This is a genomic window from Niallia sp. XMNu-256, from assembly GCF_036670015.1.
Lineage (GTDB): Bacteria > Bacillota > Bacilli > Bacillales > Cytobacillaceae > Bacillus_BD.
Map to the genome: position 1 here is coordinate 3,855,932 of NZ_CP137636.1, position 26,269 is coordinate 3,882,200.

At 35.9% G+C, this 26,269-nt stretch carries 20 protein-coding genes and 1 pseudogene; 10 read left to right on the plus strand and 11 right to left on the minus strand.

Translation table 11 applies throughout. The annotated features are described in order from the left end of the window. Positions 1-618: 618 nt before the first annotated feature. The 6 genes from R4Z10_RS19490 (at position 619) to R4Z10_RS19515 (ending at position 8,962) form a co-directional block, all read left to right on the plus strand. Complete coding sequence (locus R4Z10_RS19490) at positions 619-1,476, plus strand: glycoside hydrolase family 16 protein (protein ID WP_338470929.1); 858 nt, start codon at positions 619-621, stop codon at positions 1,474-1,476. 40 nt (positions 1,477-1,516) lie between these two features. After that, positions 1,517-2,899: a glycosyltransferase gene (locus R4Z10_RS19495; RefSeq protein WP_338470930.1), complete on the plus strand. Its 1,383-nt coding sequence runs from the start codon at positions 1,517-1,519 to the stop codon at positions 2,897-2,899. 9 nt (positions 2,900-2,908) lie between these two features. After that, positions 2,909-3,847: a polysaccharide deacetylase family protein gene (locus tag R4Z10_RS19500; protein WP_338470931.1), complete on the plus strand. Its 939-nt coding sequence runs from the start codon at positions 2,909-2,911 to the stop codon at positions 3,845-3,847. A gap of 1,691 nt (positions 3,848-5,538) precedes the next feature. Further along, complete coding sequence (locus R4Z10_RS19505) at positions 5,539-6,099, plus strand: hypothetical protein (protein WP_338470932.1); 561 nt, start codon at positions 5,539-5,541, stop codon at positions 6,097-6,099. Continuing rightward, complete coding sequence (locus R4Z10_RS19510) at positions 6,068-8,044, plus strand: hypothetical protein (protein ID WP_338470933.1); 1,977 nt, start codon at positions 6,068-6,070, stop codon at positions 8,042-8,044. The genes R4Z10_RS19505 and R4Z10_RS19510 overlap by 32 nt, the downstream gene beginning before the upstream one ends. A 387-nt stretch (positions 8,045-8,431) precedes the next feature. Then, positions 8,432-8,962 (plus strand): Pycsar system effector family protein, encoded by a 531-nt coding sequence (locus R4Z10_RS19515; protein ID WP_338470934.1) that lies wholly within the window; start codon positions 8,432-8,434, stop codon positions 8,960-8,962. 499 nt (positions 8,963-9,461) lie between these two features. Here the strand turns inward: R4Z10_RS19515 and R4Z10_RS19520 are convergent, their stop codons facing one another. Both R4Z10_RS19520 and R4Z10_RS19525 read right to left on the minus strand, forming a co-directional pair. Next, positions 9,462-13,370 (minus strand): triple tyrosine motif-containing protein, encoded by a 3,909-nt coding sequence (locus tag R4Z10_RS19520; RefSeq protein ID WP_338470935.1) that lies wholly within the window; start codon positions 13,368-13,370, stop codon positions 9,462-9,464. A gap of 65 nt (positions 13,371-13,435) precedes the next feature. Next, positions 13,436-13,981 (minus strand): hypothetical protein, encoded by a 546-nt coding sequence (locus R4Z10_RS19525; protein WP_338470936.1) that lies wholly within the window; start codon positions 13,979-13,981, stop codon positions 13,436-13,438. A 371-nt stretch (positions 13,982-14,352) separates the two neighbouring features. Between R4Z10_RS19525 and R4Z10_RS19530 the strand changes: the two genes are divergently transcribed. Then, positions 14,353-14,619: a hypothetical protein gene (locus R4Z10_RS19530; protein ID WP_338470937.1), complete on the plus strand. Its 267-nt coding sequence runs from the start codon at positions 14,353-14,355 to the stop codon at positions 14,617-14,619. A 202-nt stretch (positions 14,620-14,821) separates the two neighbouring features. On the opposite strand, the gene R4Z10_RS19535 is transcribed toward R4Z10_RS19530, so the two are convergent. The 4 genes from R4Z10_RS19535 to R4Z10_RS19550 all read right to left on the minus strand — a co-directional run bounded on the left by R4Z10_RS19535 (position 14,822) and on the right by R4Z10_RS19550 (position 18,440). Beyond that, entirely contained in the window at positions 14,822-15,559 is a 738-nt protein-coding gene (locus tag R4Z10_RS19535) for an AAC(3) family N-acetyltransferase (protein WP_338470938.1), read from the minus strand. 429 nt (positions 15,560-15,988) lie between these two features. Beyond that, the gene (gene dnaB, locus R4Z10_RS19540) at positions 15,989-17,290 is read right to left on the minus strand and encodes a replicative DNA helicase (protein ID WP_338470939.1); all 1,302 of its coding nucleotides are present in this window, start codon (positions 17,288-17,290) and stop codon (positions 15,989-15,991) included. Continuing rightward, positions 17,290-17,634 carry a hypothetical protein gene (locus tag R4Z10_RS19545; protein WP_338470940.1) on the minus strand — a complete coding sequence of 115 codons (345 nt, stop codon included), beginning with the start codon at positions 17,632-17,634 and terminating at the stop codon, positions 17,290-17,292. Before R4Z10_RS19545 ends, dnaB begins: the two co-directional genes overlap by 1 nt. Positions 17,635-17,696: 62 nt before the next feature. Further along, complete coding sequence (locus tag R4Z10_RS19550; protein WP_338470941.1) at positions 17,697-18,440, minus strand: conserved phage C-terminal domain-containing protein; 744 nt, start codon at positions 18,438-18,440, stop codon at positions 17,697-17,699. Between the two features lie 491 nt (positions 18,441-18,931). Here R4Z10_RS19550 and R4Z10_RS19555 point away from each other — a divergent pair, with 491 nt between their 5' ends. The 3 genes from R4Z10_RS19555 (at position 18,932) to R4Z10_RS19565 (ending at position 20,566) form a co-directional block, all read left to right on the plus strand. Next, the gene (locus tag R4Z10_RS19555) at positions 18,932-19,156 is read left to right on the plus strand and encodes a helix-turn-helix transcriptional regulator (RefSeq protein ID WP_338470942.1); all 225 of its coding nucleotides are present in this window, start codon (positions 18,932-18,934) and stop codon (positions 19,154-19,156) included. Between the two features lie 236 nt (positions 19,157-19,392). Continuing rightward, positions 19,393-19,935: a competence protein ComK gene (locus R4Z10_RS19560; RefSeq protein ID WP_338470943.1), complete on the plus strand. Its 543-nt coding sequence runs from the start codon at positions 19,393-19,395 to the stop codon at positions 19,933-19,935. A 397-nt stretch (positions 19,936-20,332) separates the two neighbouring features. Further along, the gene (locus R4Z10_RS19565; RefSeq protein ID WP_338470944.1) at positions 20,333-20,566 is read left to right on the plus strand and encodes a hypothetical protein; all 234 of its coding nucleotides are present in this window, start codon (positions 20,333-20,335) and stop codon (positions 20,564-20,566) included. Between the two features lie 516 nt (positions 20,567-21,082). On the opposite strand, the pseudogene R4Z10_RS19570 reads toward R4Z10_RS19565, so the two are convergent. From R4Z10_RS19570 to R4Z10_RS19590, 5 genes and pseudogenes are all read right to left on the minus strand, one after another. Beyond that, positions 21,083-21,638, minus strand: a pseudogene (locus R4Z10_RS19570) (NAD-dependent epimerase/dehydratase family protein); the annotation flags it as partial. A gap of 895 nt (positions 21,639-22,533) precedes the next feature. Further along, positions 22,534-24,327, minus strand: coding sequence for an ABC transporter ATP-binding protein (locus tag R4Z10_RS19575; RefSeq protein WP_338470945.1), 1,794 nt, complete (start codon positions 24,325-24,327; stop codon positions 22,534-22,536). Between the two features lie 49 nt (positions 24,328-24,376). After that, the gene (locus tag R4Z10_RS19580; protein ID WP_338470946.1) at positions 24,377-24,835 is read right to left on the minus strand and encodes a lasso peptide biosynthesis B2 protein; all 459 of its coding nucleotides are present in this window, start codon (positions 24,833-24,835) and stop codon (positions 24,377-24,379) included. A 30-nt stretch (positions 24,836-24,865) separates the two neighbouring features. After that, positions 24,866-25,174, minus strand: a complete 309-nt coding sequence (locus tag R4Z10_RS19585; protein WP_338470947.1) for a lasso peptide biosynthesis PqqD family chaperone — start codon at positions 25,172-25,174, stop codon at positions 24,866-24,868. Then, positions 25,167-26,105 (minus strand): aldolase, encoded by a 939-nt coding sequence (locus R4Z10_RS19590; RefSeq protein WP_338470948.1) that lies wholly within the window; start codon positions 26,103-26,105, stop codon positions 25,167-25,169. Before R4Z10_RS19590 ends, R4Z10_RS19585 begins: the two co-directional genes overlap by 8 nt. Positions 26,106-26,269 lie beyond the last annotated feature (164 nt).

The window sequence follows — 26,269 nt, forward strand, 5'->3', positions numbered from 1 at the left end:
CCTCTACTTCATCCTCCATTTTGGAATATAAGATTGAAGTTTTCCGTCAGGTACCTCTATCTTATAACATGAAGTAGCTGGGGGTTATTTACATTTTCTGAAAGGAAAAACCTTCCCACATTATTATTATCCTTTACACCATGCACCTATATTCCAAACAGACTAATAATATAAAGAGAATCAGTGTCTTATAGTCTGTAACTCGATGGGCTAAACTTGATGCCCATTGCCAATTTTCCTCCCTTATGTCCCTTTTAAATATCTTATTTATTAAAGGGCTTTTGACTTACTTTACCACTAACATCCAACTTATTACCTTATGATACCCATTGTTTATGGACGATCGACTTTATTCCTATTTAGATACTTGCCCATTTTCTCAAAAGAGAACTCTATTAAAAATAAGCGATAACCTATCCCTACAAGCCCTTTTCCCTATTATTTACATAACTGGAAAACATTACCTCGTTATTCTCGATTCAATATATTTTAATTAAAAACAACAACGTAGTATAATAGTCATTAACAATATTACTATAGTGCTAGGTATATAAAGTACTTTATACATATAAAAGCTTAATCTCCCATTAACTTAGGACAGGAGGTAATATCTATTCGATGAGACATAATCTACTTTTATTCTTTTTTTGTCTCCCAAGTTTGGTTTTATCAGGATGTCAATTTTCACAAGAAAAAAGGGATTTAGATGAAAGTCATGATTTAAAAGAGTGGACAAAACAAGAAACAAAGGTAGAAACATCAAGCATCTTAACAAAGGAGATCAAGACGTTGGAGAGTGGCCAATGGAATAAAGTATGGGAAGATACGTTTGAAAATTTGGAACAAACTGATAAAAAGTGGAATTTCATAGATAAGGGCAATAACTATAATAACGAGCTTCAATATTATAAAAAGGAAAACATGAAGGTAATGGATGGAACCTTGCATATTATTGGTGAAAAAGAATTATATAAAGGACATCCATATACTTCTGGGCAAATTAACACACTTAATAAAAAACATATTGAGTACGGGCGAATAGAAATTAGGGCCAAACACCCTGCGGGAAAAGGACTTTTCCCTGCAATCTGGTTACTGCCTGTAGACCAAACGAAAGGTTTACCTGAAATTGATATTTTTGAGGCAATTGGTAACGAGCCATCACAGGTTTATATGGTCCATCATACAGGGACGATTGGGAACCTTAATACCACCCATGATTCTTTTATTTTAAACAATATAAATGAATTTCATGATTACGCTCTAGAATGGGAGGAGAATGAGCTCCGGTGGTATATTGATAACCAATTGAGGTTTGTTAGTCGATCCGGCGTTCCGAATGAACCGATGTATTTAATTATAAATCTAGCAATTGGCGGGGATTGGCCAGGGGATCCTAATCATTTAACCGCTTTTCCATCGTCTTTCGATATAGACTTTGTAAAAGTATATGAAAAAGTGAATGAAGACGAATGAACTGGCTTTTTAGTTTAAAATATTTTTTAGGAGAACAATTATGGTTTTAACATTAACAATATTTATGTATATAGTATTTTTTATCTTTCAATTTCTCTATATCTTCGTTCCATTATTTACTGTACAAGGCGGCAGATTTAAACAAAAAAAGAAAAAGGAACTAGGGATATCCATTCTTATTCCTGCATTTAACGAGGAAACAGTTTTAAAGAATTGTATTCGAGCCATTCTACATGTCGACTATAAAAACTACGAAACCTTTATTATTAATGATGGATCTACTGACAAAACAATGGATTTACTGCATGGTTTACTCGATTTACAAATCATTAAAAAGGAAAAAGCAAATAAATTAGAACATAAAGAAGTAAAAAAGGTATATCAATCAAAGAGATACCCTACCATTTTCGTAATCGATAAGGTTAACGGCGGTAAAGCGGATTCGTTAAATGCAGGGATTGAATTTGCAACTTTTGAAAACATCATTACCTTAGATGCAGATAGCACACTTGATGTAAATTCGCTGCAAGTCATTAATTCAGTTTTTCATGATGAAAAAGTAATTGCTGCTGGGGGAATGGTCCATATTGGACAAGCTTTTCAAGGCGATTACACGAATCCAAATCCGGATTTAAAAATTCAAAATCTACTGAAATTCCAATTCGTTCAATACCTAGCTAATTTTTATTTATATAAAACGACTCAGTCCAAATTTAATGCATTGGCTATCATCTCTGGTGCTTTTGGTGTTTTTAGAAAAAGTGCTTTATTTGAAGTGAATGGTTACCGTATAACGGTCGGTGAAGATATGGATATCACCATGCGAATACAACGACTAGTTAAAACAAAATATAAAGATAAAAAAATATTATTTATTCCAGAAGCTGTCTGCTATACAGAAGGCCCCGAAACGATGCGAGACCTATTTAAGCAACGCATTAGGTGGCAAAAGGCATTTATTGACTGCATTGTGATTTACGGTCGCTCTTTACCTATGAAGTTTAATCTAAGTCTAACCATTTTCCTTCTTATTGATGCGCTTTTATTAGGGACCATTACTGCTTTTATCATACCTATGATTCCATTTATCATTCTCTTTACTGAAAGTGGATTGTACTTAGCACTTACGCTTTTCTGTATGTCTTTTAGTCTAGCAATCTTCCAAGGAATTGCCGTTTTTATTATCAATGATCGACTTGGATATAAGTTAATAGGATTCGATCGAATCCGCCTTAGTTTGTTTATTCCATTTGAAATAGTTACGTATAGACTACTAGGAATTCTTTTTAATGTACTCGGTACTTTAGGCTATTTCATAAATAAGGATAGTTGGAACAAGGTGCAACGCGTAGGAAATAATTATCAAACTTATAGTAACGAGCTTTTTTCTAATAATGATAAAGACGGGCAAAAGGTGGTTTAGGAGTAAACAATGAAAGTTAAAAAGCATTATAATTTTATCTTTACAGCATTATTTATTTTTCACTTTGGAATTTTATCTTATTTTATAATAAATAATTTTGATTCTATTGTTAGCGATGAAATAGTATTTGCCAGAGACCAGGAACTAGAAATAGATCATCATAATGGACTTCGAACATTTGATTCACTAAAAGAGAATGAAAAGGCAGAAAAAATTCCCGTTCTTATGTACCACAAGGTGATCGCTGAAGAAGATCTTTCAGAGGATATTCACTACAATAAAGGAAAGTTGTTAAGTACAATCGTTACTTTAGAGCAATTTGAAAAGCAAATGGAATTTCTTCACGATAATAACTTTGTTACATTAACACTAAAAGAGTTCCAAGCATTTATGGATAGGAAAATCGATGTTCCGAAAAATAGTATATTAATAACTTTTGATGATGGATGGAAAGATAACTTCACGAATGCCTATCTCATACTGGATAAATATGATTTTAAAGCAACCATATTTCTCATTACCGATAAAATTGAAAATAAACAAGAAACATATATTCCTGGAAGTACCCAATATTTAAGTAGACAAGATATTATAGATGGAAATAATGTATTTTCATATTCCAGTCATACTCATAATTTCCACTCCAGGGATGAAAATGACCTAGCATTCCTCGTTTCAAAGGATAACGAGTCAATTAAGAAAGATATCCAACGAAGTATTGATATGATTGGCGATAATACTGCTTTTGCATACCCTTATGGTGAATTTAATCAAGAGACCATTAAAGTATTAGAGGAACTCAATGTTCCTATGGCATTTACCATACATGATAAAGGAATGGTTCATCCTGATGATAACCGTTTTACTCTTTCTAGACGTGGTATTTATCCCTCAACAACAATCGAAGTTTTTAAAAACTTGGTAATGACTGATGTTGACAATAATTAACCCATTTTTCGTATTGCTGATATTATAAAACTTTATTGAAAAGGAATAGGATCTAGCCTGCTATAGCCAAGATCCTCTTCTTTTTTTGCTCTTTTCTATTACAGTTTTCCTAATTGAAAGTAATACAATTCAATTCTCATACGTTATGGATTGCGTATCTTACGCATCTTGGTTCGAATGATCTCCTCTTTTTTAGTTTTATTAGTTTTGCAGCCTGAAGTGTCTTTGCCCGGGAACCATAGAGGATACTGGAATGAACTGTCCCCTTTTAAGTATCATGTTAACTTTCCTTTATATTCAATCCGAACCCATTTAGGCCCCTACCCTTGCCCATCCCTTTTAAACTTTGTCGTTTGTAATTAGATAAAATCTGGCTTTCTTCCAATATCCAAATAAAATAAGAGGGACGTTCTGATTATCCCGCAATAATTCAGACGCTCCTTTAGTATCAAACCTTAAGAATGATACCTAATTAATATTAACCCTGATAAAAGTCTCGAATTCAGGAAAAATTTCCCGTATTTTTAATTAATATTGTTTTAAATAAATAGATTTCATTGTATAATTAACAACACAAGCATAGTGAAAAATGAACTATCTATTAATTGAACAAAGGGGGGATCTGTGTGCCTCTAATTGAAATGAAGGAAATCTTAACTCCTTTGAAACTTTTAGGAATTAAATTGTTTAAATCACGAGAAGGCCAGCTTTTTATAAAGGTTTGGAGCAATCCTCGAAAAAGAATCTTTTATTAAACTGCATTCCTATTTGACCATTTCGATCATGAAATAGTCAATCCATTTATTTGCGGATTAAAGGGATTCCCATATCATAGGTCCTATCTGGATATTCCGGAGGACCTATTTGTATTTTAAATAATACCTACTTCGGTATAAATCATCTTTGGTGGCAAACACAACACCACTTCCGTTCCTATGAAAAGCAAGATTTCCTAAGATACGAATGATCTTCAAAGCTCGACAAACTTCGGTTTGCTGGGTAATGACAGACAACAAACTTAAGGAAGTTAATTTTAACCTTACCCCAATAATTCAATCCCCTCTTTAGCCCCTATCTAATGCAAGTATAAGGATGGACTACAATCCTTTCTAACTGCGATAAAAGTCACAAATTTAGGGAAAAGTTCCTTTTTTGTTCAATTGTTATGTTTAAAAATGAATAGATTTCCATGTATAATTAATATCAATAAAGCAGTGAAAAATGAACTAATCTATAAAGAGGGTGGATCTGAATGCCTCTAATTGAAATGAAGGAAATCGTAACTCCTTTAAAACTTTTGGGAATTAAATTGTTTAAATCACGAGAAGGCCAGCTTTTTATAAAGGTTTGGGGCTATCGCCGAAAAAGAATTTTTAAATAAACTGCAATCTTATTTGACCATTTCCATCATGAAATGGTCATTTTGTTTATTCGCGGCGTCACGGTGATCCCCCTTATGACAGTAATTCCTACCTGGATTTTCAAGAGAAAACAATTTATATTTTAAATATTATTTGATATTGATATTATTATCAGTGGGAGCAAAACATAACTCCATCCCGTTTCTATGGCAATTCCCACTGACATTTAATGATCTACACAGCTCGATAAAATTCAGGTTACTTCGATTAGTCAAATGAACTAAAATTTAATAATTTAAAAATGTTTAAATTTAGAATTGGGGTGTGTCTATGAAAAGTCTTTTCAAAATAATTGTTATTATTCTCCTTTTTATTGGAGTAGGTTTCATTATTAGTAATCTTGCGGATAATTATAATATTTTTCCCATCAAACAAGATGATGTTAGTACTTTAATAAATACGTTATGGCAAGTACATGCTGGCCTAGCTACGACAAGCATTGCCATTCTTGCACTGATAACCGGATTAAATAAAGAGAAAAAGTATGGATTTAAAACACTAGATTTTATGATAAATATTAACCGTGGGAAAATGCAATTAAAGTTTCATGAGGAAATTAGCATAAGTATCATATTAGTTTTTATCCAGTACATTTTTGTAGCTGTGAATACACTTGGAGGATCCGTCTTTTTATTCTCGATTGCGGTTTACTTTATTATTAGAATTCTGAACTGTAGTATTAAAATGACTCTATTCGAAGACAAAGTTAACGAGGAAATAAAGAATTATATCAAACTGATTTGTAGTCAATCAATTAAAGAGGAAAATAAACATATAAAACTTCAGGAGAAAACAGCTAATGGACAAAATACTAAATCAGCTATTCAATGATACAATTAATGAAATAGATAATCAGAACCTTAATATTTTCGAGGAAAATATCAGTTTAATGTACGAGATATTAGAAAAAATATTAGAGGAAAGCGTTCAACCTAATAAATCTAATCTTTATAAAAGTCTTTTATTGTATCTTGATTTGATTTGTAAGCAGCTCCTTGATAGGGGACTTGAGCAAACAGCAATAGATCTTATCATTAAAGTGTATAAAATAATTAATAAAAGCAAACAGGATAATTTATTTGTGTACTTCGGAGACTCTATTAATATGTTATTAAAACAAATGCGAGAATATCGCTTCAATCAACTTTTGCAGCTTCATTGGGATCAATTAATCTACCATATGGTTTCAAATGCAGGATTGAATGATAATGAAGTATTAGTAGATAATAATATTCCAACCTTCATTCAAAGTATGTATACCTCAATTAATGAGAATAAAATACTAGAATCGAATGACAAGGAATATTTGTTAGATCGAATCTTAGAAGATGTATTCCGTTTTGAGTACTATAACAATGCGGATTACACTAAAATAATTATTTTTAGAACACTTAATAATCTCTTATTAATAATGATACGGATAAAAGATAGGTCAAGTCTAAAACGAGCTCTTGAAATGGTTAGGGCGAAAAAGATCCATCTCGATTCTACTGTAGTAACTAAAGTTTACCTTACGATTTCAGCCTATTTGTATTACCTTGTGTACAAAGAAGGGATGGAAGAGATAGATAAGCGGGAGTATATCCTTATTTTTGAAAATTTAAAAGAACAACTGCTTGATAGTTTGGAGTTTTACGATACCCATCAATTTTGGATGCATTACAAGGCCATTAAACTCGAATTGAAACGGTGGGAACTTATAGATGGTGACTCTAAATGGCTGATGATGGACAATGTTGTGAGGGAATACTTCTTATTTTTGACAATTATAAATGATTTAGATTTAACAAGTGTTTCCCAAGATATTTTAACCGAAGCGGAATTATTTTCCATCATTAATCCTTACTTGAACAAAAATCAGCTCTCCGAAAATTTAGTATACATGTATAAACAATTTGTTGAAGCCTTCAGTAATGAAGATAGGAACATATATGCTGATATGAAAAGATTTAAGGAGGAAGCTCTGTTAATGTATAAATACTTCCGCTTAAAGGAAGTTAGGGAAGATTCCAAGAATGAGGAACAAATCGAAGAAAACCTCAAAAACTTAAAATTTGAAATAGAAAAGGGACTTAGGGTTAGTCCAATATTAGATGGTATGATCGTTCTGAAAGAAGCAGAAGAAGTTAAACACCATACGCTGGAACAGAATATAAATACACCTGTTACATTTATCGCAAACCAGCGTAATTATAGTATAGATAGCTTTAAACAAACAATATTACATACTTTTGAACGGAACCTAATCCATACTCTTATTCAATACGGTTTTATCAATGAGTCCATCCCACATACTCATCCTCAAAAAATCAATAACTTATTAAAATTAGTGGAACGGATCAATAAAATTAACGTTAGCAACATAAATGTGTTTATATCTGGAATCGCGCCCGATTCACCACAGCTCTATCAAGAAGATGATATATCAAAACTAGCTTATACCAATTTTACTAACGCTGTAGAAAAATATATTATCGCAAATCAGCGTTATTGGCTAGGATATGATAACAGAACCATATCTGTCAGAGTCAAAAATTGTGAAGTAAAAATGGTCAAAATGAACGAATCTGAAATTAGAGAGAAACTAACAGAGATACAAAAAGAAAAAGATAAATACCTCATTAATGTGACGAACGAAATTTACTTACCCTTTACAAAAGAAGAAGCAATGGAATATCTCTTTCTCAATAATGTAAAAATCCAAGTCAATATAGAACTTGTTGTCGAAAAAAACGATAATGTTTCAGGATTTTATATGAAAATCAAATATAGTTAAACCACCGGGTTATCAAGAAAACCAGTTGTCGGTTAATTATGTTCATTGTATTCTCTTGAGAATAACATAGCATCTACGAGGATTATAGGGAGAATTCTTCGAAAGTCAACCCAAAATATCTTAATTTGTAAAAAATTGAGCGATTGATATTAATCATTTTAAAATGACTTACTATTTATTTATGATTAAAATAAGATAGTAAGTCATTTTCGATTTTACCGACTTGAATAACTGTTAGACTATTTCGAAAAACTCTTGTAAAATGAAATTTATCAGACACTACCTGCACCCAATATTAACCTACAAATCTGGTCATTTCGAATGGTGACAGGCACGAAAAAATATAGAATACAGGTAAGGTAGAGTCCTTTTTAGGAGAGGAATAATTTGGATATAGAAAAGTCACTTAACGATTTATACAATGATTTCAAAGAATGGCTTAAATTTGCTGATACAAGAAACGCTGCATTACTTATCTTCAACAGCACTTTACTTGTTTGTTTAATAAGCTATGAAGAGGTTATTTTCCCTAAAGAGTTTGAGCTTTCCCCTTGGTTATTTACTATTTGTACAACTGCAACGATGATTTCAATCATCATATTATTTATTTCTTTTTTACCACGTAGGTTCAAAAAGTTAAAAAATAAAGGTTCGTCTTATCCTACTTTTAAGAACTTATTGCATTATGGGGATATCTATCAATTCAGTCCAGGTGTTTTACTATCCTCTCTGGAAAATAAATATAAATTTTATGAATCAAGTATAAATGACGACTATCTTTACGACTTTAGTTTTCAGATTATAGCTTTAGCGAGAATATTAAAGAGAAAAGATCGAATTTTCAACTATGCTATCGTAATAAATCTAATCATTGTTGTGTTCATTAGCTTTTCAATTCTATTGGTCGTTTGGGGATGAAAATGAACTACATGAAAAAGGGAAACACTTTATTGATCACAGAGATTTTCTGAAACTATTGCTTCTTTACTACGTTCATCCTTTTGTGATAAATCCCCGGTCACAAAGGTGGAACTTTTAAATGAGTAGAATCAATCATGCCCAGTTGTCCGATTTCCTTATCATTTTTCGTAATGTCCTGGATAATAGATCCCCCTTTTTTGAAAGAGCGCTAAAGCATATAGCTGTTGTATAAATGAGAAAAACTAGGGAAACACAGGACCCTCCGAAGCTACTAAAAAAGTGGCCTGTAAAAAAATCGCCATATTTCAGTTTTCTGGAATATGGCGGTTTTTGATCGCTTTTTGAAATAAATGAGGTTATTTTGAGAAACTTAACAATCAAGCAGAATCGGGTTGCGTGCCTGTCCCCGTATTCCTATTTAAAAGTTGATTCCCCTATTACACAAATACCCATTCTTACGTAAGAATGGGTATTTGTTGTTGTTACCATTAATATATTATTGTACTGTAAATAACATTTCTGCCTGTGCTTGAGAGGATTCTTCTGAACCTGGTTTGTTTTTGTCTTTACCATGAACAATTATTGTATAATTTCCTGCACTTGTTGGTGTCCATGTCACCGTATCGTTACTGTTATAAGTCTGAAGCGTCGTAACGGTTCCTTTGTCATCCTTTATCAAGAAGCGATATAATGGTTCATTGCTTCCTTCTGATGTTGCTTTTAGTGTAATCGGGGTTCCAGCCATTTGTGGAGCCGACTGTTGGGCTGTTACGTTTACACTTGTTATCTTGCCAGCTTTTACTTTATAGTTCATCACTGCTTGTTCTTCAAAGTATTCTTCTGAATCTGAGCTATTCTTGTCTTTACCATAAACAATAATCTTGTAATTTCCAATACTTGTTGGTGTCCATGTGACCGTATCGCTACCGCTATAAGACTTCAGCGTCGTAACGGTTCCTTTGTTATCCTTTATAGAGAAACGATACAACGGTTCATTGCTTCCTTCTGATGTTGCTTTTAGAGTAATCGGAGTTCCTACTACTTGTGGAGCTGACTGTTCAGCTGTTACGTTCACACTTGTTACCTTGTCAGCATTCACCTCATAGCTCATAACGGCTTGTGCTTCATAGGCTCCTAAACCCGGTTTATTCTTGTCTTTACCATAAACAGTAATGGTGTAATTTCCTGGACTTGTTGGTGTCCATGTGACCGTATCGTTGCTGCTATATGACTGAAGTGTTGTAGGTTTTCCTTTTTCACCTTTGACCAAGAAACGATACAAAGGCTCGTTACTACCTTCAGATGTAGCTGTTAATGTAATAGGAGTTCCAACACGTTGTGGTGAAGCTTGATCAGCCTCAACCTCTACACTTGTTACTTTTCCTACATTAATTTTATAGTTCATTTCATTCATTGCTTCATAAAAACTAGCCGATCCAGTTTTGTTTTTATCCTTTGCATGGACAATGATTGTGTAATCTCCTGATTGTGTTGGTGTCCATGTTATGGTATCTTGACTGCTATACTCTTGAATAGTAGTAATGTCTCCCTTTTCATCTCGGACAAGGAAACGATACTCTGGATGTTTACTTCCTTCAGAAGTAGCCTTAACAGTAATTGGCGTTCCTACCACTTGTGGACTAGTCTGATTAACCTCAACATCTACTGAAGTGACTGTTCCAACTTCGTCTCGGTCGACATAAAGGGGCTGAGGGAATGTGTCATATACATAATTTCCTGCTCCATCACGTGCCGATACTTCCAATCTCCATTTTCCTGTGTAATCTACTGAGTTTATAACTTTACTTCCAATCCAGACATTTTCCGTAGAGTCGTATTCTAAGTCAATACTTTCAAAATATCCACCAAATTCACTTGCATTCCAGTACTGCCCATCCATGAACGTGACACTTACATCTTCAACACCGGAACCAACATCTGTGGCTTTTACCTTGAAAGAAACTGAATCACCTAATTTAACCGTTCCAGGCGTAAAGCTCAATTCCCCAAGAATCGGTTTGTCATAGTCGGGTGTATCATTCAGAATTAACAAGTCATTGAACCAAGATTCATTATTATAATTGCCTGCTTGGTCTACAGTTGTTAGATAAACATAATGTAACCCGGAAGTGGAATAGGCTGGAATCGTATAAGATCCTACCCATAAGTCACGAGTCTCTTCATAAGAAAGTTTCACCTGCTTCTGAATAGATTCAGAGCTATTATTCTGGCTAATTTGAACATAGGCCTCACTAACTCCAGACTCATTGTCGATAATCTTCGCTTCAAACTTAACCGTTTCACCAGGTTGGGCAACGATGCGATCAACATGAAATGATTTAATCGTAGGTGCAGTTATATCTGCATTTGGATTATTGATTTCAATTTGATAGTTTGAATCGGACTGCATATTACCCTCAAAGTCACTAGCCGTGATTTCAACAGTCCATAGACCCGAAACATCATTTTGTCTTACTGTGTATTTCCCTATCCATTTCTTTGTCGTTTGATCAAGGGTAAGTGGAATATAATGGTAATAATTATCTTCCATTTTCAAAAACGCATGAACAAACTCGATGTCAGATCCGATATCGGTTGCTTCTACTTCAATCATTATCTCATCACCCAAGGTTGCTACATCAGGTGTAATCGTCACATTTTCGATTACTGGCAATTCAATATCAGCATCTGGATTTTCTATCGTAAATGTTTTATCTGCTGAAAAATAATAAGAGTTTCCCTGTACATCTTTTACATCTAAGTATACATACCATTCCCCAGTTTTAGCAGTAACAGGGTATGTTCCTATCCATGTTCCACTGGCTTGATCATAGGTAAGTTCTACAAGTCTATGAAGACTATATTCATTAGTAATTCTTGCTGTCACACTTTTAACTACATCTTGATCATTAGCAAATTTCGCTTGAATTTGAAGGTCATCGCCTACCTTAACCGTATTAGATGAAAATTCAACGTTTTTTAATGTTAATGGAGTTGGGTTTGATACATTCACTGATTCATAGAACGATTCATATCCTTTATTGCCCTTGAAGTCAATTGCTTCTACACTATGAATGTTAAGTATCGTTCCATCTTCAATAGAGTTTGGAATCGTCACAGTTGCTATCCATTTTCCGCTTTCACTATTGTACTTAAATGGTACATTACCTATGTAGTCCATTTGCACTTGAACATAAGCCACGCCTGATTTGTCATCTTCTACCGTTGCTGTTAAGGTCACTTGTTCACCAACTGTTATGTTTGTCGGATTCACCTCTAAACTTGTGATCGTAGGTGCTGTATAATCTCCATCAGGATTGATGACATTAAAATACGGTGAAGAGTAATTTGAGACATGATTATCAAAATTGTCTACTGCATTTACAGTGATAAACCAATCACCATCCTGTGTCGTGTCTTTTGCAGTAAAGGTCCCTATCCATTTATTTAGTTCTTGGTTGTAGTTCATTTTTACTGTTTCATATTGTTCATAGTTATACGAATGAAGATTAGCCGTTACCTCTCGAATTCCTGAATGATCATCGTTTACATCAGCAGTTATCGTTATTGTTTCCCCTACTGCAATCGTAGATGGTGAAACTTCAATGTTTTCTATAACTGGTGCTGTAAAATCGCCATCCTCATTATTGATGTAAAGGTTTTTATTCGTATCAATCATCCCATAATTCCCTGCTGTATCCTGTGTATCAACCATTAAGGTCCATAAGCCAGGTCTGTCATTTTTTTGCACAGTAAAGGAACCAACCCAAGCATCTTTTTCTTGGTCATATTCTACATAGATATACCGATTTGACATACCATCAACAGATTGTAGATACGGATTGACATAACTAATATCAGACTTATCATCAGTAACCTTCATAGAAAAATTGACAACATCTCCTACATTAGCCGTTTCCGGATCAATCACAACATTTTCTACTATGGGAGCCGAGAAGTCTCCATCTGCGTTATGGATGGTAAAGGATTCTGAAATGTAAGCCCAGTTTGAATTATATGAGCTGTCAACCATATGAATGTCTTGTAAGATCCATTCTCCAGGTTGATCATTCACGCCAACTATATAAGTTCCAATCCAATTTGTTGTTTCAGGATCGTAGACAAATTCAATGTAACGGGCACCATCAGGCTTAGATCTGTCTGCTATGTATATCATGGCCGATACACTAGAAACTCCCGAAAGGTCATCCGATACTGAAGCTGTAAAAACAATTTCCTCCCCAACATTCACATCTCTGGTAGATAATTGGACGTTATTAAGGGTAGGTTCAATATAATCAGACTCTGTTGTTTGATTACTTATTTCTAATGGCTCCGCTAAAGCCATTAGTGGGTTAGCGATTAACAAAAAAATTAATATGATCACCAATGACTTGTTCTTCAAAAACTCCACTCCCTAATGATTCAGTTCTCTTTCTTTCTCTCTATCTATTACTTTCTCTGATAAGTTTAGACAAGCTTTTGTATGGCTTCCTTTAACCTAAATAAGCGATCTAATTTCTTTTGTTCGTATTCCCGCTTATATTCTTCTTCCAACGATGCTGGGAGTCCATTCTCAAGCCTGTCTGATTCCAGTTTGTCTAAAAAGATTTTGAATTGGCCGTCTGATTCCTTTTCTTTTTCCTTTAGAATGGTCTTATATTTTATTGTAATAATAGAAAGATCCATGTTACCTTCTTTTTTCATTTCAACTTCTTTCTCGGCTAACTCGATTAAAGCTTCTAAATTTAATTCCGCGCTTTGTGTTATCCTATTAAATTCAGCATTCGATTCAAATTTGCCTTCGACAGGTTGCTTTTCCTCATCTGGGCTCTTACCAACAGTTGCAGCTGCAGCCTTATGAATCTTTGTTTCATTTAGATTTAGTTCTGTTTCTTCTGAATTTTTCTCTTTCACTTTGTTAGCCATTTCAGATGAATCCTTTAAGTAAAATAGAGAAAACCCTAGTACTAAGATAGCAAGCAAAATAAATCCATAAAATAAACCTTTTTTCATTGGCTCTCCTTTCTAAAATATGGTTATAATACACTATTATAAAGCAGGATACGGAAGATGGTAATGGCAAAATATTACTATTGTCACACAAATGTAATCATCATGTAAACAAAAAATTCTATTAATCTTCAGGCTAATAGGATTTAGATTTCAATCAAAAAGATTTTATCTATCCAAACTAGCACAAGAAGAAAACAATCAGACCATTTCGATAGGATTGAAAAAGAAAGAATCTTATTTAGTGGGGATATTGTAGGGGATAGCGTTCTTTTATTTGGACGATCTACAATCGAAGAAGAAGTGAAAGTACATAAGCGTCTTTTTTATAACAATCACACAAACAAAAACACTCCTGATGACGATAATAGTGAGTGTCTTCAAAGGTTTCTCGAAGGATTAAAAAAATTACGAGTCGAGAAAATGAGTTTGATTATCTTGCTGTTGGACATGGAAAACCATTAAGGGACAAAAATATGATTCTTGCTTATATTGAAATGGCTGAAAAATTATTAAATCGGGACGCCAAGGGAACCTATGAAACGACGTCTATACGTAGAGGATGGGTATATAGAGAGAACGGACTCGAACTATGGTATAAGTCGAAATGTAGAGACAAAAGGGCAGACACCTCGACCTAATTGGGTCGAGGTGCAGTTTTTATGACTAAAATATATTCACTTGAAACTAAACTAGCAGCTGTTCAATATTACTTAAATGGGTCTGATTCTATCTTACTGCTTTTCGGGGCGTCACAGTTACGCAACCTTAAAAATGCTTGATAAACTTCCACCTTTTAAAAAATGAGAAAGAACTCTGTTTCGGGTTGAAACGATACATCCTTCATGAAAATAAATCCGGTTTTTCTTTAAGTAAAGGAATAAGCAAATCCGTCATTTTCACCGTATCACAAACACGCACCGTTGCATCCCCAAATTTCCCTTTGTACATAGCTTGGTTATCTAGAAAAACATCTTCCACTCGTCCGTATTTTTCAGAGGTGTGACCAATATGTCTTCGTTGTGGTACGGATATTTCCGTGTTATCTGGAAAAACCGTGTAAAGCTGTTCGTGTTCATCTGTTAATCGTCCCGGAATATCGAGCCATTCCTCAACGCCGTGAATATAAGTACATCTTCGCAGGTCCACTCCGATTAATAAGATGGTTGCTTTTTGATCTAGCAATTTCCCCCAACTCGATTCCCGTGCACAAGGTGTATCGAATTGTTCATTTCCTGCAACAAATTCCTGTGCACCTTTACCTAAGGCGGCTACTGAATGCGTTGGGTGCCATGAGCGAATCACACCTGGACGCTTCCGGAAAAGTTCCGTCAACAACCCCACATTAGATGGTGAGTCACTTACATAGAAGCGGGGATTCTCGGCATTAATATATTTCCATGTATGAGTAGGGAAGACTAACAAACCGTTATTCATATATTTGGAGAATGAATCTAGGACAGTATCTGCTCCACCCTCTACTTGGCCAATGCTTTTCATTGACGAATGAACAAGTATTGTTCCATTTTTATCGATCCCCATTTGTTTCAAATGGTTCAGTAAATCTAGTTTTGTGTACATCTCTTTCCACCTTTCAATTATTATTTCATTATATTAATAGAATACCATATTAGATTTACTAGTTTATTTTAAAGAGGGTTTAAGACCCTCCTGTGAAACATAATGCAAAACAAGAATTTTCGGGGCGTCCCTGTAACCATACATTAAGGTAAACTGTTAGAATCCTTTAATTCAATGGATAGAACCCAGCGAAAATAAAAGGCCTGATTTTCTTTTGATAAGATTTATAACCATTCCTGCTATGTCATATCTCAATCTAAAGAATGCCCAGCTAATGTACACCCTCCTTGGATTCCTTTACATAGTTCCCCGCAAACCGACGATAACCACCGATACCTTTCCCTCTAAAATTAAATGAAACGCCGGGACGGTTCTGATGTTTCATTCTTTAAAATGAAACGTGAGAACCGTCCCCATGTTTCCCACGTTTCACCCCACCAAGTCCAAAAACTTTCCATATTCCTTCAAGAACGCAAGCTTTACGGTTCCAACTGGGCCATTTCGATGTTTGGCTAAGATGATTTCTATTCGATCTTTCGCTTTTGATTCACGGTCATAGTAATCATCCCGATAGAGGAAGGCGATTAAATCAGAGTCTTGTTCAATTTGCCCACTGTCACGAAGATCGGATAGCATCGGGCGCTTGTCTTGTCTACTTTCAACCGCCCGGCTCAGTTGGGAAAGAGCCACGACGACCACGTTTAACTCCTTCGCCATCTGTTTCAATGCCCGGCTGATTTCACTAATTTCTGCCTGCCGATTTCCCTTTAAACGAGGATCTCCGTTAATTAATTGTAAATAGTCAATGAACACGAGCAATCGTTTTTCTGGGCCATAATGTTGCCGCAGTTTTCTCACATGCGACCAGATGTAAGGAACATCCATTCCGCCTTGATCGTAAATATGCAGCTTCATCTTTGAAATCATTCCTAATGCTTGTTGGAGGCTGTTCCAATCCTTTTCGTCAAAAAGCCGGTTGGGATTTCTTAATTTCATTGAACTGACATTCCCTATTTGCCCAACGGCTCTTTTGAGCAGTTGCTTTTTCGACATCTCTAACGAAAAAATAATTGACACATCTTCTTGCGCAGCTTGTAAGGCAATGTTTAACGCAAACGCCGTTTTCCCTACACTTGGACGGGCCCCAATGACGACAAGATCTGATTCTTGGAATCCTCCCGTTAATCCATCAAGGCTTTTAAAGCCTGAAGCTATGCCGCTGATCTCTCCAAGATCTTGTTCACAATCCATATATAAATCGATCAATCCTTGTTGAATGTCACCCAGATTCTCTTCGTTTAGAAGGTCTTCTACCGTTTGTAAATCTTGAATTCCTTCGCGAAGGGTCCTGTCTAGATTTCCTGCTTGAGTGGCTTTGCGGATCTTATTAGCAATCAGAACCGTATCTCTTTTATGTGCATACTTTTTCACAATTTCCTGGTAATACTGGAAATTTGCGGTCGATGGAACACTTTCCGCTAGGGAGGGTAAGAGATCCCAGCCTCCTATTTCAGAAAAGTATTCCGGACCCGCTTCCTCTGCAACGGATACCACATCAATCGGTTTTCCCTTTTCCGCTAATTGCTGCATCAAGATGTAAATGTTTCTTAACTGCGAGGAGTAAAAATGCTCGGGTTGTAACGTACATTCCGTGATCAATTCTCCATCTAAAAACAAAGCGCCAATGATCGCTTGTTCGACCTCAATATGATAATACGGATTCCGTTTCATCAGTCTTCCCCTCTTTTGATGCCTAAGATTTCTCGTATTTGTGCTAATGACCTTTCTACCACCTCTTTACTGGCTGGTTGATAGGGACTTGTTAAAATAATTTTCGTATCTTCATCATTTGGTATGGCTCTAGAACCATTTTTCGGCTTGCAAAGTAAATCAGAAACCTTTGGTGGAAAAGGTGAATAGGCCACATGTTTCCGTAAGTTTTCCTCCAACACTTGAAGAGTCTCATCCTTTAACACACGACACCACTCATCGATTTTTTCTTGTTGGAGATCAAACGAATCATAATAAACAGAAATCAGCCTAAGCAAATGAAAAACTTCTCGTTTAGATATCAAGGTTAAATTCCTCCTCATGGTAGTTCTTCTTCCTAATGAAACGCGAGAACCATCCCCACGTTTCACTCAAGGTCAAAATCCTCCTCATGATAGGCTCTCTTTCCGCTCTTTTGATTGAGGTAAGATTCAAACTTCGGTCCAAATAAGGTCTCCGGCCTCAGAAACTTACTCATAGCAGGGTCATTCTTCCATTCCTCTGTTTTAATATCGATCACCTTAATAAAGTCCTCGAGTTGAAATCCTTCGTTAAAACGAGATTTGATTAGTTGCTTTGTTTTCCTAGAACTAACTTTATAGTTTGTGTTCGCTTTCGAGTTCAAGTATGTAAGGATTTCAGCAATGGGAAGAGGTGTATATATCTTCTCTGTGTTAGTCTTTGTGTTAATCTCTGGTATTGCTTCTGTCACGCTGTCATCTATAAGCTGTCCCTCTGTCATTCCTGTACTGACAATTTGTTCGGTCGTGTGACTCAATAAGTCATTCTCTAACTCTGCCAATTTGTCATAATCAATGGAGTACCACTTCGTTTTATCAAGTTTCATCCGGTTATAGTTAGCAGAAATGAGATACCCCGCTTCTTCCAAGGCAAGAAAGCTCCGCATAATCGTTCTTTCAGACCAAAACGGGAACTGCTGCTGCCAGTCCTTATATGTATTGAAGATCCACCTTCTCCCATCTTTAATATGCGAACTCGTGACTAACCAATAATGGACCTGCTGGATAATAATCGCTTGATTGAGTCCTAATTCCATCACAAGGGACGGTTGAATCATGATTGGGTTTTCTTGAATTAATAGTTTACTCATTTTGATGTTCCTCCTCTTCATTTTCAGGGTTAAGGGATGAAAAACACAGGGGTTATTAGCCTTCGAGTCACTCTCTCTTTCAGTTGTAATACCGTTAAAATCCCTATAGCTTTTGACTTTCGAAGCAATCGAAACACTCCTCGATCCCAGTTAAGTTAACATTACCTCGGGTATACAAGAGGCTCACGAATCGAAAGAGTTCTGTCATTTTAATTCGGGACGCCACTATGACTGGGACTTTTCACCCTTACTCTATGAAACTACGACAAATTTGTACAATGATGAAAAAGAACAAAACGGACGAAAAAACGATCAACTTTTGACAAAAAACATATCATTTTTCTCGGAAAATGTCCTTTTTTATCAAAAACCAATCATTTTTTTATGAAGACTTATAAAATTATTTACGGAGTGGTATCGGATGGGATACCACTTATTTTCCGTTTATATAGTAATTTGTCCTTATAGTCATAAAAAGGGTGAAGAGTGCTATGGGGAGAAAAGTAAAGATAAATATCGAAGAATTACTGGAAGAGAGAAACTTATCTTTAAGAGGACTTTCATTAATGACGGATATTGGTCATGATAAATTAAGTAATTTAAAAAACCAGAACAGAAAGTTTATCTATATAGAACACTTGGAAAAAATTGCAGATGCCCTTGGAATTGACGATATGAATGAAATTATTCGAATCGAGTACAGAGATGATGAATAGAATCACCTCCCTTATAGATACAACCATTCAGTACTCTCTTTGAAAGTTATTTTTTAAACCTATTTGTGATCACTTGAACAATAATAATCGAAAGGAAAGGCATTAGTCAGTCGTTCATTTTATCCACCTGTATGTAAGCGTTGTCAAATTAATTACCTTATAGACTACCAACCTTTGGCTCAGAACCACCACCTTGTTCTTTATTAACCAAAAATAAATATATCGGAGTGTGTAGATTGATAAAATCCTATATTATTAATTGTAAAACTTCAGCATTGTTCTCTTATTTTTATAATGGCTATGAGTATTCACAAGTTATTGAAGGTGACCTCAGTTTTCTCGTCAGTCAATCCCCGAATGAAATCGTAAAAGCCTCTTTCCTTTATGCCGGTCATGAACTGAATGGAGCGATAAAGTCCTCTCGATCGATTTTAAAGGGAAGAAATAAACTCCCTGTTGCCTTATCCGCACAACAGAATATCATCCTCATCAGATGTAATTCAAAGAAGGATGGAACCATGTGGCTTGTCCAATCCCATATTTATGACATTGAACCCCTCCCACCTAATCAAACCATTGTCCATCTAATAGGAGGACATTCCCTGATTATTGATGTCAATACCGACAGACTCCAAAATAGACAAAACCAAGCAACCTTTTTACGTACTACCCTTTTGGAACGGTCCAAGATGGAAAAAAATATGATCTTTCTATATGAAAAGGAGAAAAGCATCCTGCTTGTAAAAGAAGAGGGGCAGATAAATTTTACTGAGAAATAAGATGTGAAGCACTTGAACGTTTTTAACGTTACTCTGGTCAGGTTTTTTCGGGGCGTTACCCTGATCGGTGTATAGGGAGCAAACGAATCAGTGATTCTTAGACCTTATAAAGATTAAGCGATAAGTAGGCCTAGAAACAAAAGATTCGATATACAGCATGAAAACAATGGAATAGATACATTGAGCTAGAGCCTATAATCGACCTTATCTATAGGACCTCATGAATCACGAAACACAACTTATCCTTTTATGTTGAAAAAAGGGAATTTTCCGGAAAACCCTTTGACAAATTCAGCACAATTATAAAAACCTGCCTATAATCATCGTAAAACTTTGGCTTAAATGGTAACTTAAAACTATGCCAATTTTCTTAATAAAAAAAGAAGGCGCGTTCAATATGATGAAAGAATACATAGACATCGAGATCATCAATCATTATGATTACAAGGGAAAAGAGTGCCACGTAGAGCTCTTTTATACAGAGGGAGAGTATATTGAAGCCTTTGCCTCATTCCAAATTGATGTAGATATGGAAACCGACGACATGGTCGGAGTAGGAGACGATTTGGATAAAAACAAAAAAAGGACAATCGTAAGAGCAATTGAGCACTTGCATTCGGAGTTTAGTTAACTATATTACCAAATGCTTTTGTACAGAGACTTGCGACGTGTGTAGAGTTCCTACATTTCTTTAAGTGGTCCTCTCCTGTGGGCCTTGTACTTTTGATAGTATTTGATCAAGCGAGCACAGTTATTAGATCCGGGCGCAAATTCGATAAGGCAAAATTTGATTAATACGCATGTATCTTTTATAAAAGACTTATGGGAAGTTACATATACCCTTCACGTGCAACTTCCCATTCCTTTGTGTATAACATAATTAGTATTGCCCCGTTTTGATCACTACGAGTAGTTTCAGAACATGAATTTGAGCCAGAACGATCACTTGAAAAGTGAGAAACTTCATGATTGTACAATGACGACGAATGGCAAAATACGCAAAATGATGTAAAACATTCAGCAAACGATTGTAAAGGAACAGACACAAAAAATGTTTTCATACATTAATGAACTAAAGTAAAAGGACTGGAAATTACCCGTCCAGCTGCTATATAAAACAACCTAGCGGGTATCCTTAATTTCGTAATTATTCCTTATAATTTTTCTCAAACCGCCAAGCATCCCGACACATTTCGATAATATCACGCTTAGCAAGCCTAGTTCCCTCTTTGCCTTTGATGCATCCGCATAGCATTCGGCAATATCCCCAGGTCTTCGCTCTATGATTTCATAAGGGACTTCAATCTCATTGGCTTCTTAAAAAGCTTTCACTAACTCTAGCACACTCGTACCAAGTCCAGTTTCCAAGTTATAGATATGCACACCATCTGTAAGATGATCCAATGCAGTAACAAGGTCCTCGGCTAAATCCGTTACATGGATATAATCACGTAATCCCGTTCCATCCACTGTTTATAATCATTTCCGAAGACTTTTAACTTCTCATGTTTACCCTTTGCTACTTGTGTTACATATGGCATTAGGTTATTTGGAATTCCGTTTGGAGCTTCTCCAATTAAGCTGCTCTTGTAGGCACCTACTGGATTGAAATATCGAAGGATCACCGAAAAACCTGGATTTACCTTCGCTATATCCGTTAAAATTCGCTCACTCATGGCTTTCGTTTCTCCATATGGATTTGTAGTTGGCAATACCACGAACTTTAAGCTCCCCCATGTCATAAAATGAATCTATAGATACCTGATAGCCTCCCCATAGGTTTACAGAAAAGTGTTTACCAATGCTTTTGAAAAAGAAAGAGAACCTCGTGAAGTAAACGGGAACCAAAACTAATGACATTAGCCCCCTCTAGATGAAGGTTCACAAAAGGCCCATCACATTATGAGTCTTTGTTCTCTGACTGAATTTGTCGTAAATTCTTTATAAAAGATACTAAAACATGAAAAATGAACCTGTTCCTACGTCCCTATCTTATCCATACTTTGGTAAATCTGTAAAATATTATGGGAAATTGTAGTTCTTTAGATAAAATTTCATGGTATAATAGTCATTGATAATATAATCACAGTGAAAAGTATATAAAGTCCTATATTTTAAAAATGAAAGGGGTACGTTTGATGCCATTAATTGAAATGAGGGAAGTTTTTACTCTATTAAAACTAATTGGGATTAAACTTTTTAAATCAAGTGAAGGTCAAATTTATATAAAGGTTTGGAATAATCCACGAAGAAGACTCTTTCGATAGGATCATGTTTATTACCTCAAACGCATAAAATCCAAATTTAAGATATGCAACTTCTAATTATTTGAACTCATCTATCATTCTTATCTTCATATGTTAGTTTACTAGTGTTGCTAAAATTAAAATTCTTAGATTCATACGATCTTAAATAAGAAATACTCTTCAATACGCAAGGCCCATCTAAATCAGTGGGGCCTTTGCACTTATATTTAAAAAGATAAAAAAACGAAAAAGAAGCACGGAAATGGTGCTTCTTTTATTCATTCCTTATAGCAGCCTTTTTCATTATACAGGTAAAAAAATAAGCGATAACGGCCTCTTCATATACTATATGTTAAACATTCTGTGAAAAAGGATTTTCCAGGGCGTCCCTGTGGCCATCCCTATTTAGACGGTGGACCCCTCCACGTACTTGGACAATTTGGCCTTGATCGATGGTGAGGACTTGATCGGCATTCTGGATGGTGGTTAGACGGTGGGCGATGATGATGATGGTCATTTTTCCTTTTAGTTTATCGATGGCGTTCTGAATTTTGGCTTCATTTTCTGTGTCTAGGGCGCTGGTAGCTTCGTCCAAAACCAAGATGGACGGTTTTCGTAAAATGGCTCTAGCTAGTACAAGACGCTGCCTTTCTCCTCCAGACAAGCGGATCCCACGATCCCCAATGAAAGTATCCAGCCCTTGAGGGAGCTCTTTGACAAAATCAGCCGCTGCCGCAAATTCCAGTGCTTCCCAAATCCTTTCTTCACTCACATTCGAATCAATGATTATTAAATTTTCTCGGATCGTTGCATTGAATAGGAAAGGATCTTGAGGAATATAGCTAATCGATTTTCGCAGTGCCAGCAGTCGATCACTTGTAAGAGGGGTCCCATCAATCTTGACTACTCCCCGATCAGGCTGATTTAACCCCATTAATAGATCAATTAACGTACTTTTTCCCGCTCCAGATTTCCCGACGATCGCTGTCATTTGATTAGCTGGGATATGGATATTGATATCTTTCAAGGCATATGTATTTTTATTGCTTTCATATTTAAAATACACATGATGACAACTCAAGCCCTCCTTCAACTCAATCGGCACGATCTTTTCATAATCAAGATTGTGTAACTCTTTTGCTTCCATACTTTCAGTTTGTAAATCAAGCATTCCTTTAAAGGACGGAATTGTGGATCCGATTTGCTCTAGAGTGGATTGAATCCCCGTCAACCGTGGCCATAGCCTTGAAAAAATGACTGTAATCATCATAACTTGTGCCGGCTGAGCAGTGAACATCTTAATCGCAAAAAACACAAACGCAGCAATTAAGAAGGACGATACCACCTTGAAGATCAACTGGGAGGATGTATTTAACGTCGTTAATTGAATCCGATTCTGTTCCATCTTTTTACTTAGAGAGAGAAACCAATTCAAATGAACGTCCTCTAATGAATTACTCTTAATATCCTTCATTCCATTAAATTGATCGGTCATTCCTGCTAAGTAGGTTTGAGTTAACTCAAAGCTTTCCTTCCCCAGCTCCTGTGAACGTTTCCTAATTTTCCTTAATAAAAAAATAAGAATGAATCCAAAAAATAAGATAAAACTGGTCATCGTAACCGATAAATAAAATGCCAAACAGATTTGAATGGCAGTAAAAATAAGCGAGGATACAAAGTGCAGAAATAAGTGCACACCCGCGCTCACACGAAAGATTTCATTGGTCATAATGTTAATAATATCTGATTTTCTTTTTCTTAAATAAAATGGCCAATCCGCTTGTAGTAAATTTTTATACGTTTCTTCCCGTAAATGGCGAATAAACCCCTGCTCAATTCTTGCTCCTAAAATAGTTTGACTCCGTTTGAAAATACTTTGTCCTATCATTAATAAAACGTATACGCCTAATATGATTATAAGGGCAATTGTTTCTGGAATACCCGAAAATAAGGTATTCACCCAGTCTAAAAATGGAAGATCCTTTGTACTAAATTCCATCATTCCTGTTAAAGCAATTAACGGGATAATCAAGAAAATTCCTACACTTTCCAGCAAACCAATGGCCAACATACAGATAAGATTAAAATAAAGCGTTTTTCCTGCAAAGTTGTGTATTTTCTTTGTAAAATACAAAAGATGCTTCAAAGCCGATCCCCCTAGCACAAACTTGTCCCTGCTCTATCATTGTTCCATCTCAACGGTTCCCATTTCCCTTGGCGAATTTCGCTATAACCGAAAATTGATTCATTTCTTCAGCACCGGAAATATAATAAGGTCCGCTACGTAACCAAGCATGCGCAATCATACCTCCCTTTTCATTCTTCGCTGTACCTAAGTAAAGCGTGCTTTCAATGTTCCGCTTCTCCAGCATTCTCATGCCAGCAATCGCTTTAACAAGACATTCGCTCTCCCAAAATGTATACCTACTCATAAGGTGAATCGCCCGAGAAACCCTAGCCAAGTCTGCATTTTTGGATTCATTCGTTGCAAAAGACGTCTCTCTCATCGATTCACCAAGGGAAGGAGCCACTTTTGAAAAGGGAACACTCTTCAGATAACGGGCCTTGGCTAAATGAACATAAGCTTCTAGTAACAGCCATTTCGTTTTCCTATCTAACTTTAAAAAGGTTTTCAGTTTCCTTAAAACGCTCATGTCGTCCTCCAAGTCCTAAAACATCCACTACTAGGAATTATCGGCTTCTCTTTTTTTACTAATGAGGCCTGCATCCATTAATTCATTAAGAAAAGAGAGAACTTGTTCCTCGCACTCCTTTGGCTCGACTTCATATCGGGACAGCAATTGAGAAACTAACTCTTGAGTAGAAATCGGTTCTTTCATCAGATCCCAAATAGCTCCTCCTATTTCTCCCAAATTGTAGTATTTTCCATTTTCAATGCTTAGCATTACTTTTTCCCCATCCATATCACTGACGATATTTCCTGGGTTTTGGACGAAAATTTCGTCTCCTGAAATATTCTGAGTTTTAGACATTGATAATTTTCTCCACCTTTAATGTTCGTAAAATAAGATCAGCTAGATCATGGGCCGTGAACTTTTCTGCTGGACGGCGTAATTGATAAAAGTCCACTTTACTAGCCAGTTTCGAAGTCGTTTGAAAATGCCATTCCATTAAACCGGAACGCTCAAGAAAGAAATTACGGTATGTATGGTGATACAATCTAAAAATTCTTTCCAGACTTTCAATTGGCAGCATCTCAACTTCTTGAATATCCTTCTTGACCAATTCAAAAATTCCAGCAAGCGCAAGCGGTGTATCCGCAAACTGAGATAAAACAGGAACGGCAAATTTATCTTCCCGATCAATGAGCGGTTGATAGTCCACTCTGTCCATACCAAAATGATGTAAGCTTTTCAACCATAATTTTTGCTGCGGATAGGATGGCGTAACATATGGTCGATTGTTGTCAGTGAACGAAACAGCAATCACATCATCGGTTAAAAGCTTGAAGCCTTTTTTCAGGAATGCCGAGGCAAGGGTTGATTTTCCAGCACCCGAATCACCAACAATCGCATAAGCTTTTCCATCTATGGCGACTACACTTCCGTGCAGAGGAAGGATTTTTCTTTGCATAAGAATGGCGCCCATGCAGGTACCTAGAATCCAAAGACGAGCAATATCCTCTTCATAATCCTTTAATGGCGATACAGTAATTTGACAGCCTTCTTTAATGGAAAATATCGCTATATTTGGGAGCTGGAACATAACCATGCCCTTATCAATAACAAATGGATTCCCCTCATTCGAGCATTCTAACCACTGCTTTGACAAGTCTCCCTTTACTATTTCTATATCTATTACATCTACCATTCCATCAATCTGTAATAATTCCGGCAGCGTAATTTCACTACTAAGTATCAAGCCAAAAGCTCTATAGTTTACCTTGTGCTGTCTGTTTTTCATATCAACACTCCATTTTGACAACGTTAGGTGACGTTATATAAAATAAAATTTCCACAAGTGAGACTTTCCTCATCCTCACTGATGGTTTGTTAAACTAATCAAGTTTTTACAAGCAGTCGCCCCCGCCTACAAATCTACTTATCTATTCGTTGTAAGTCTAAAGG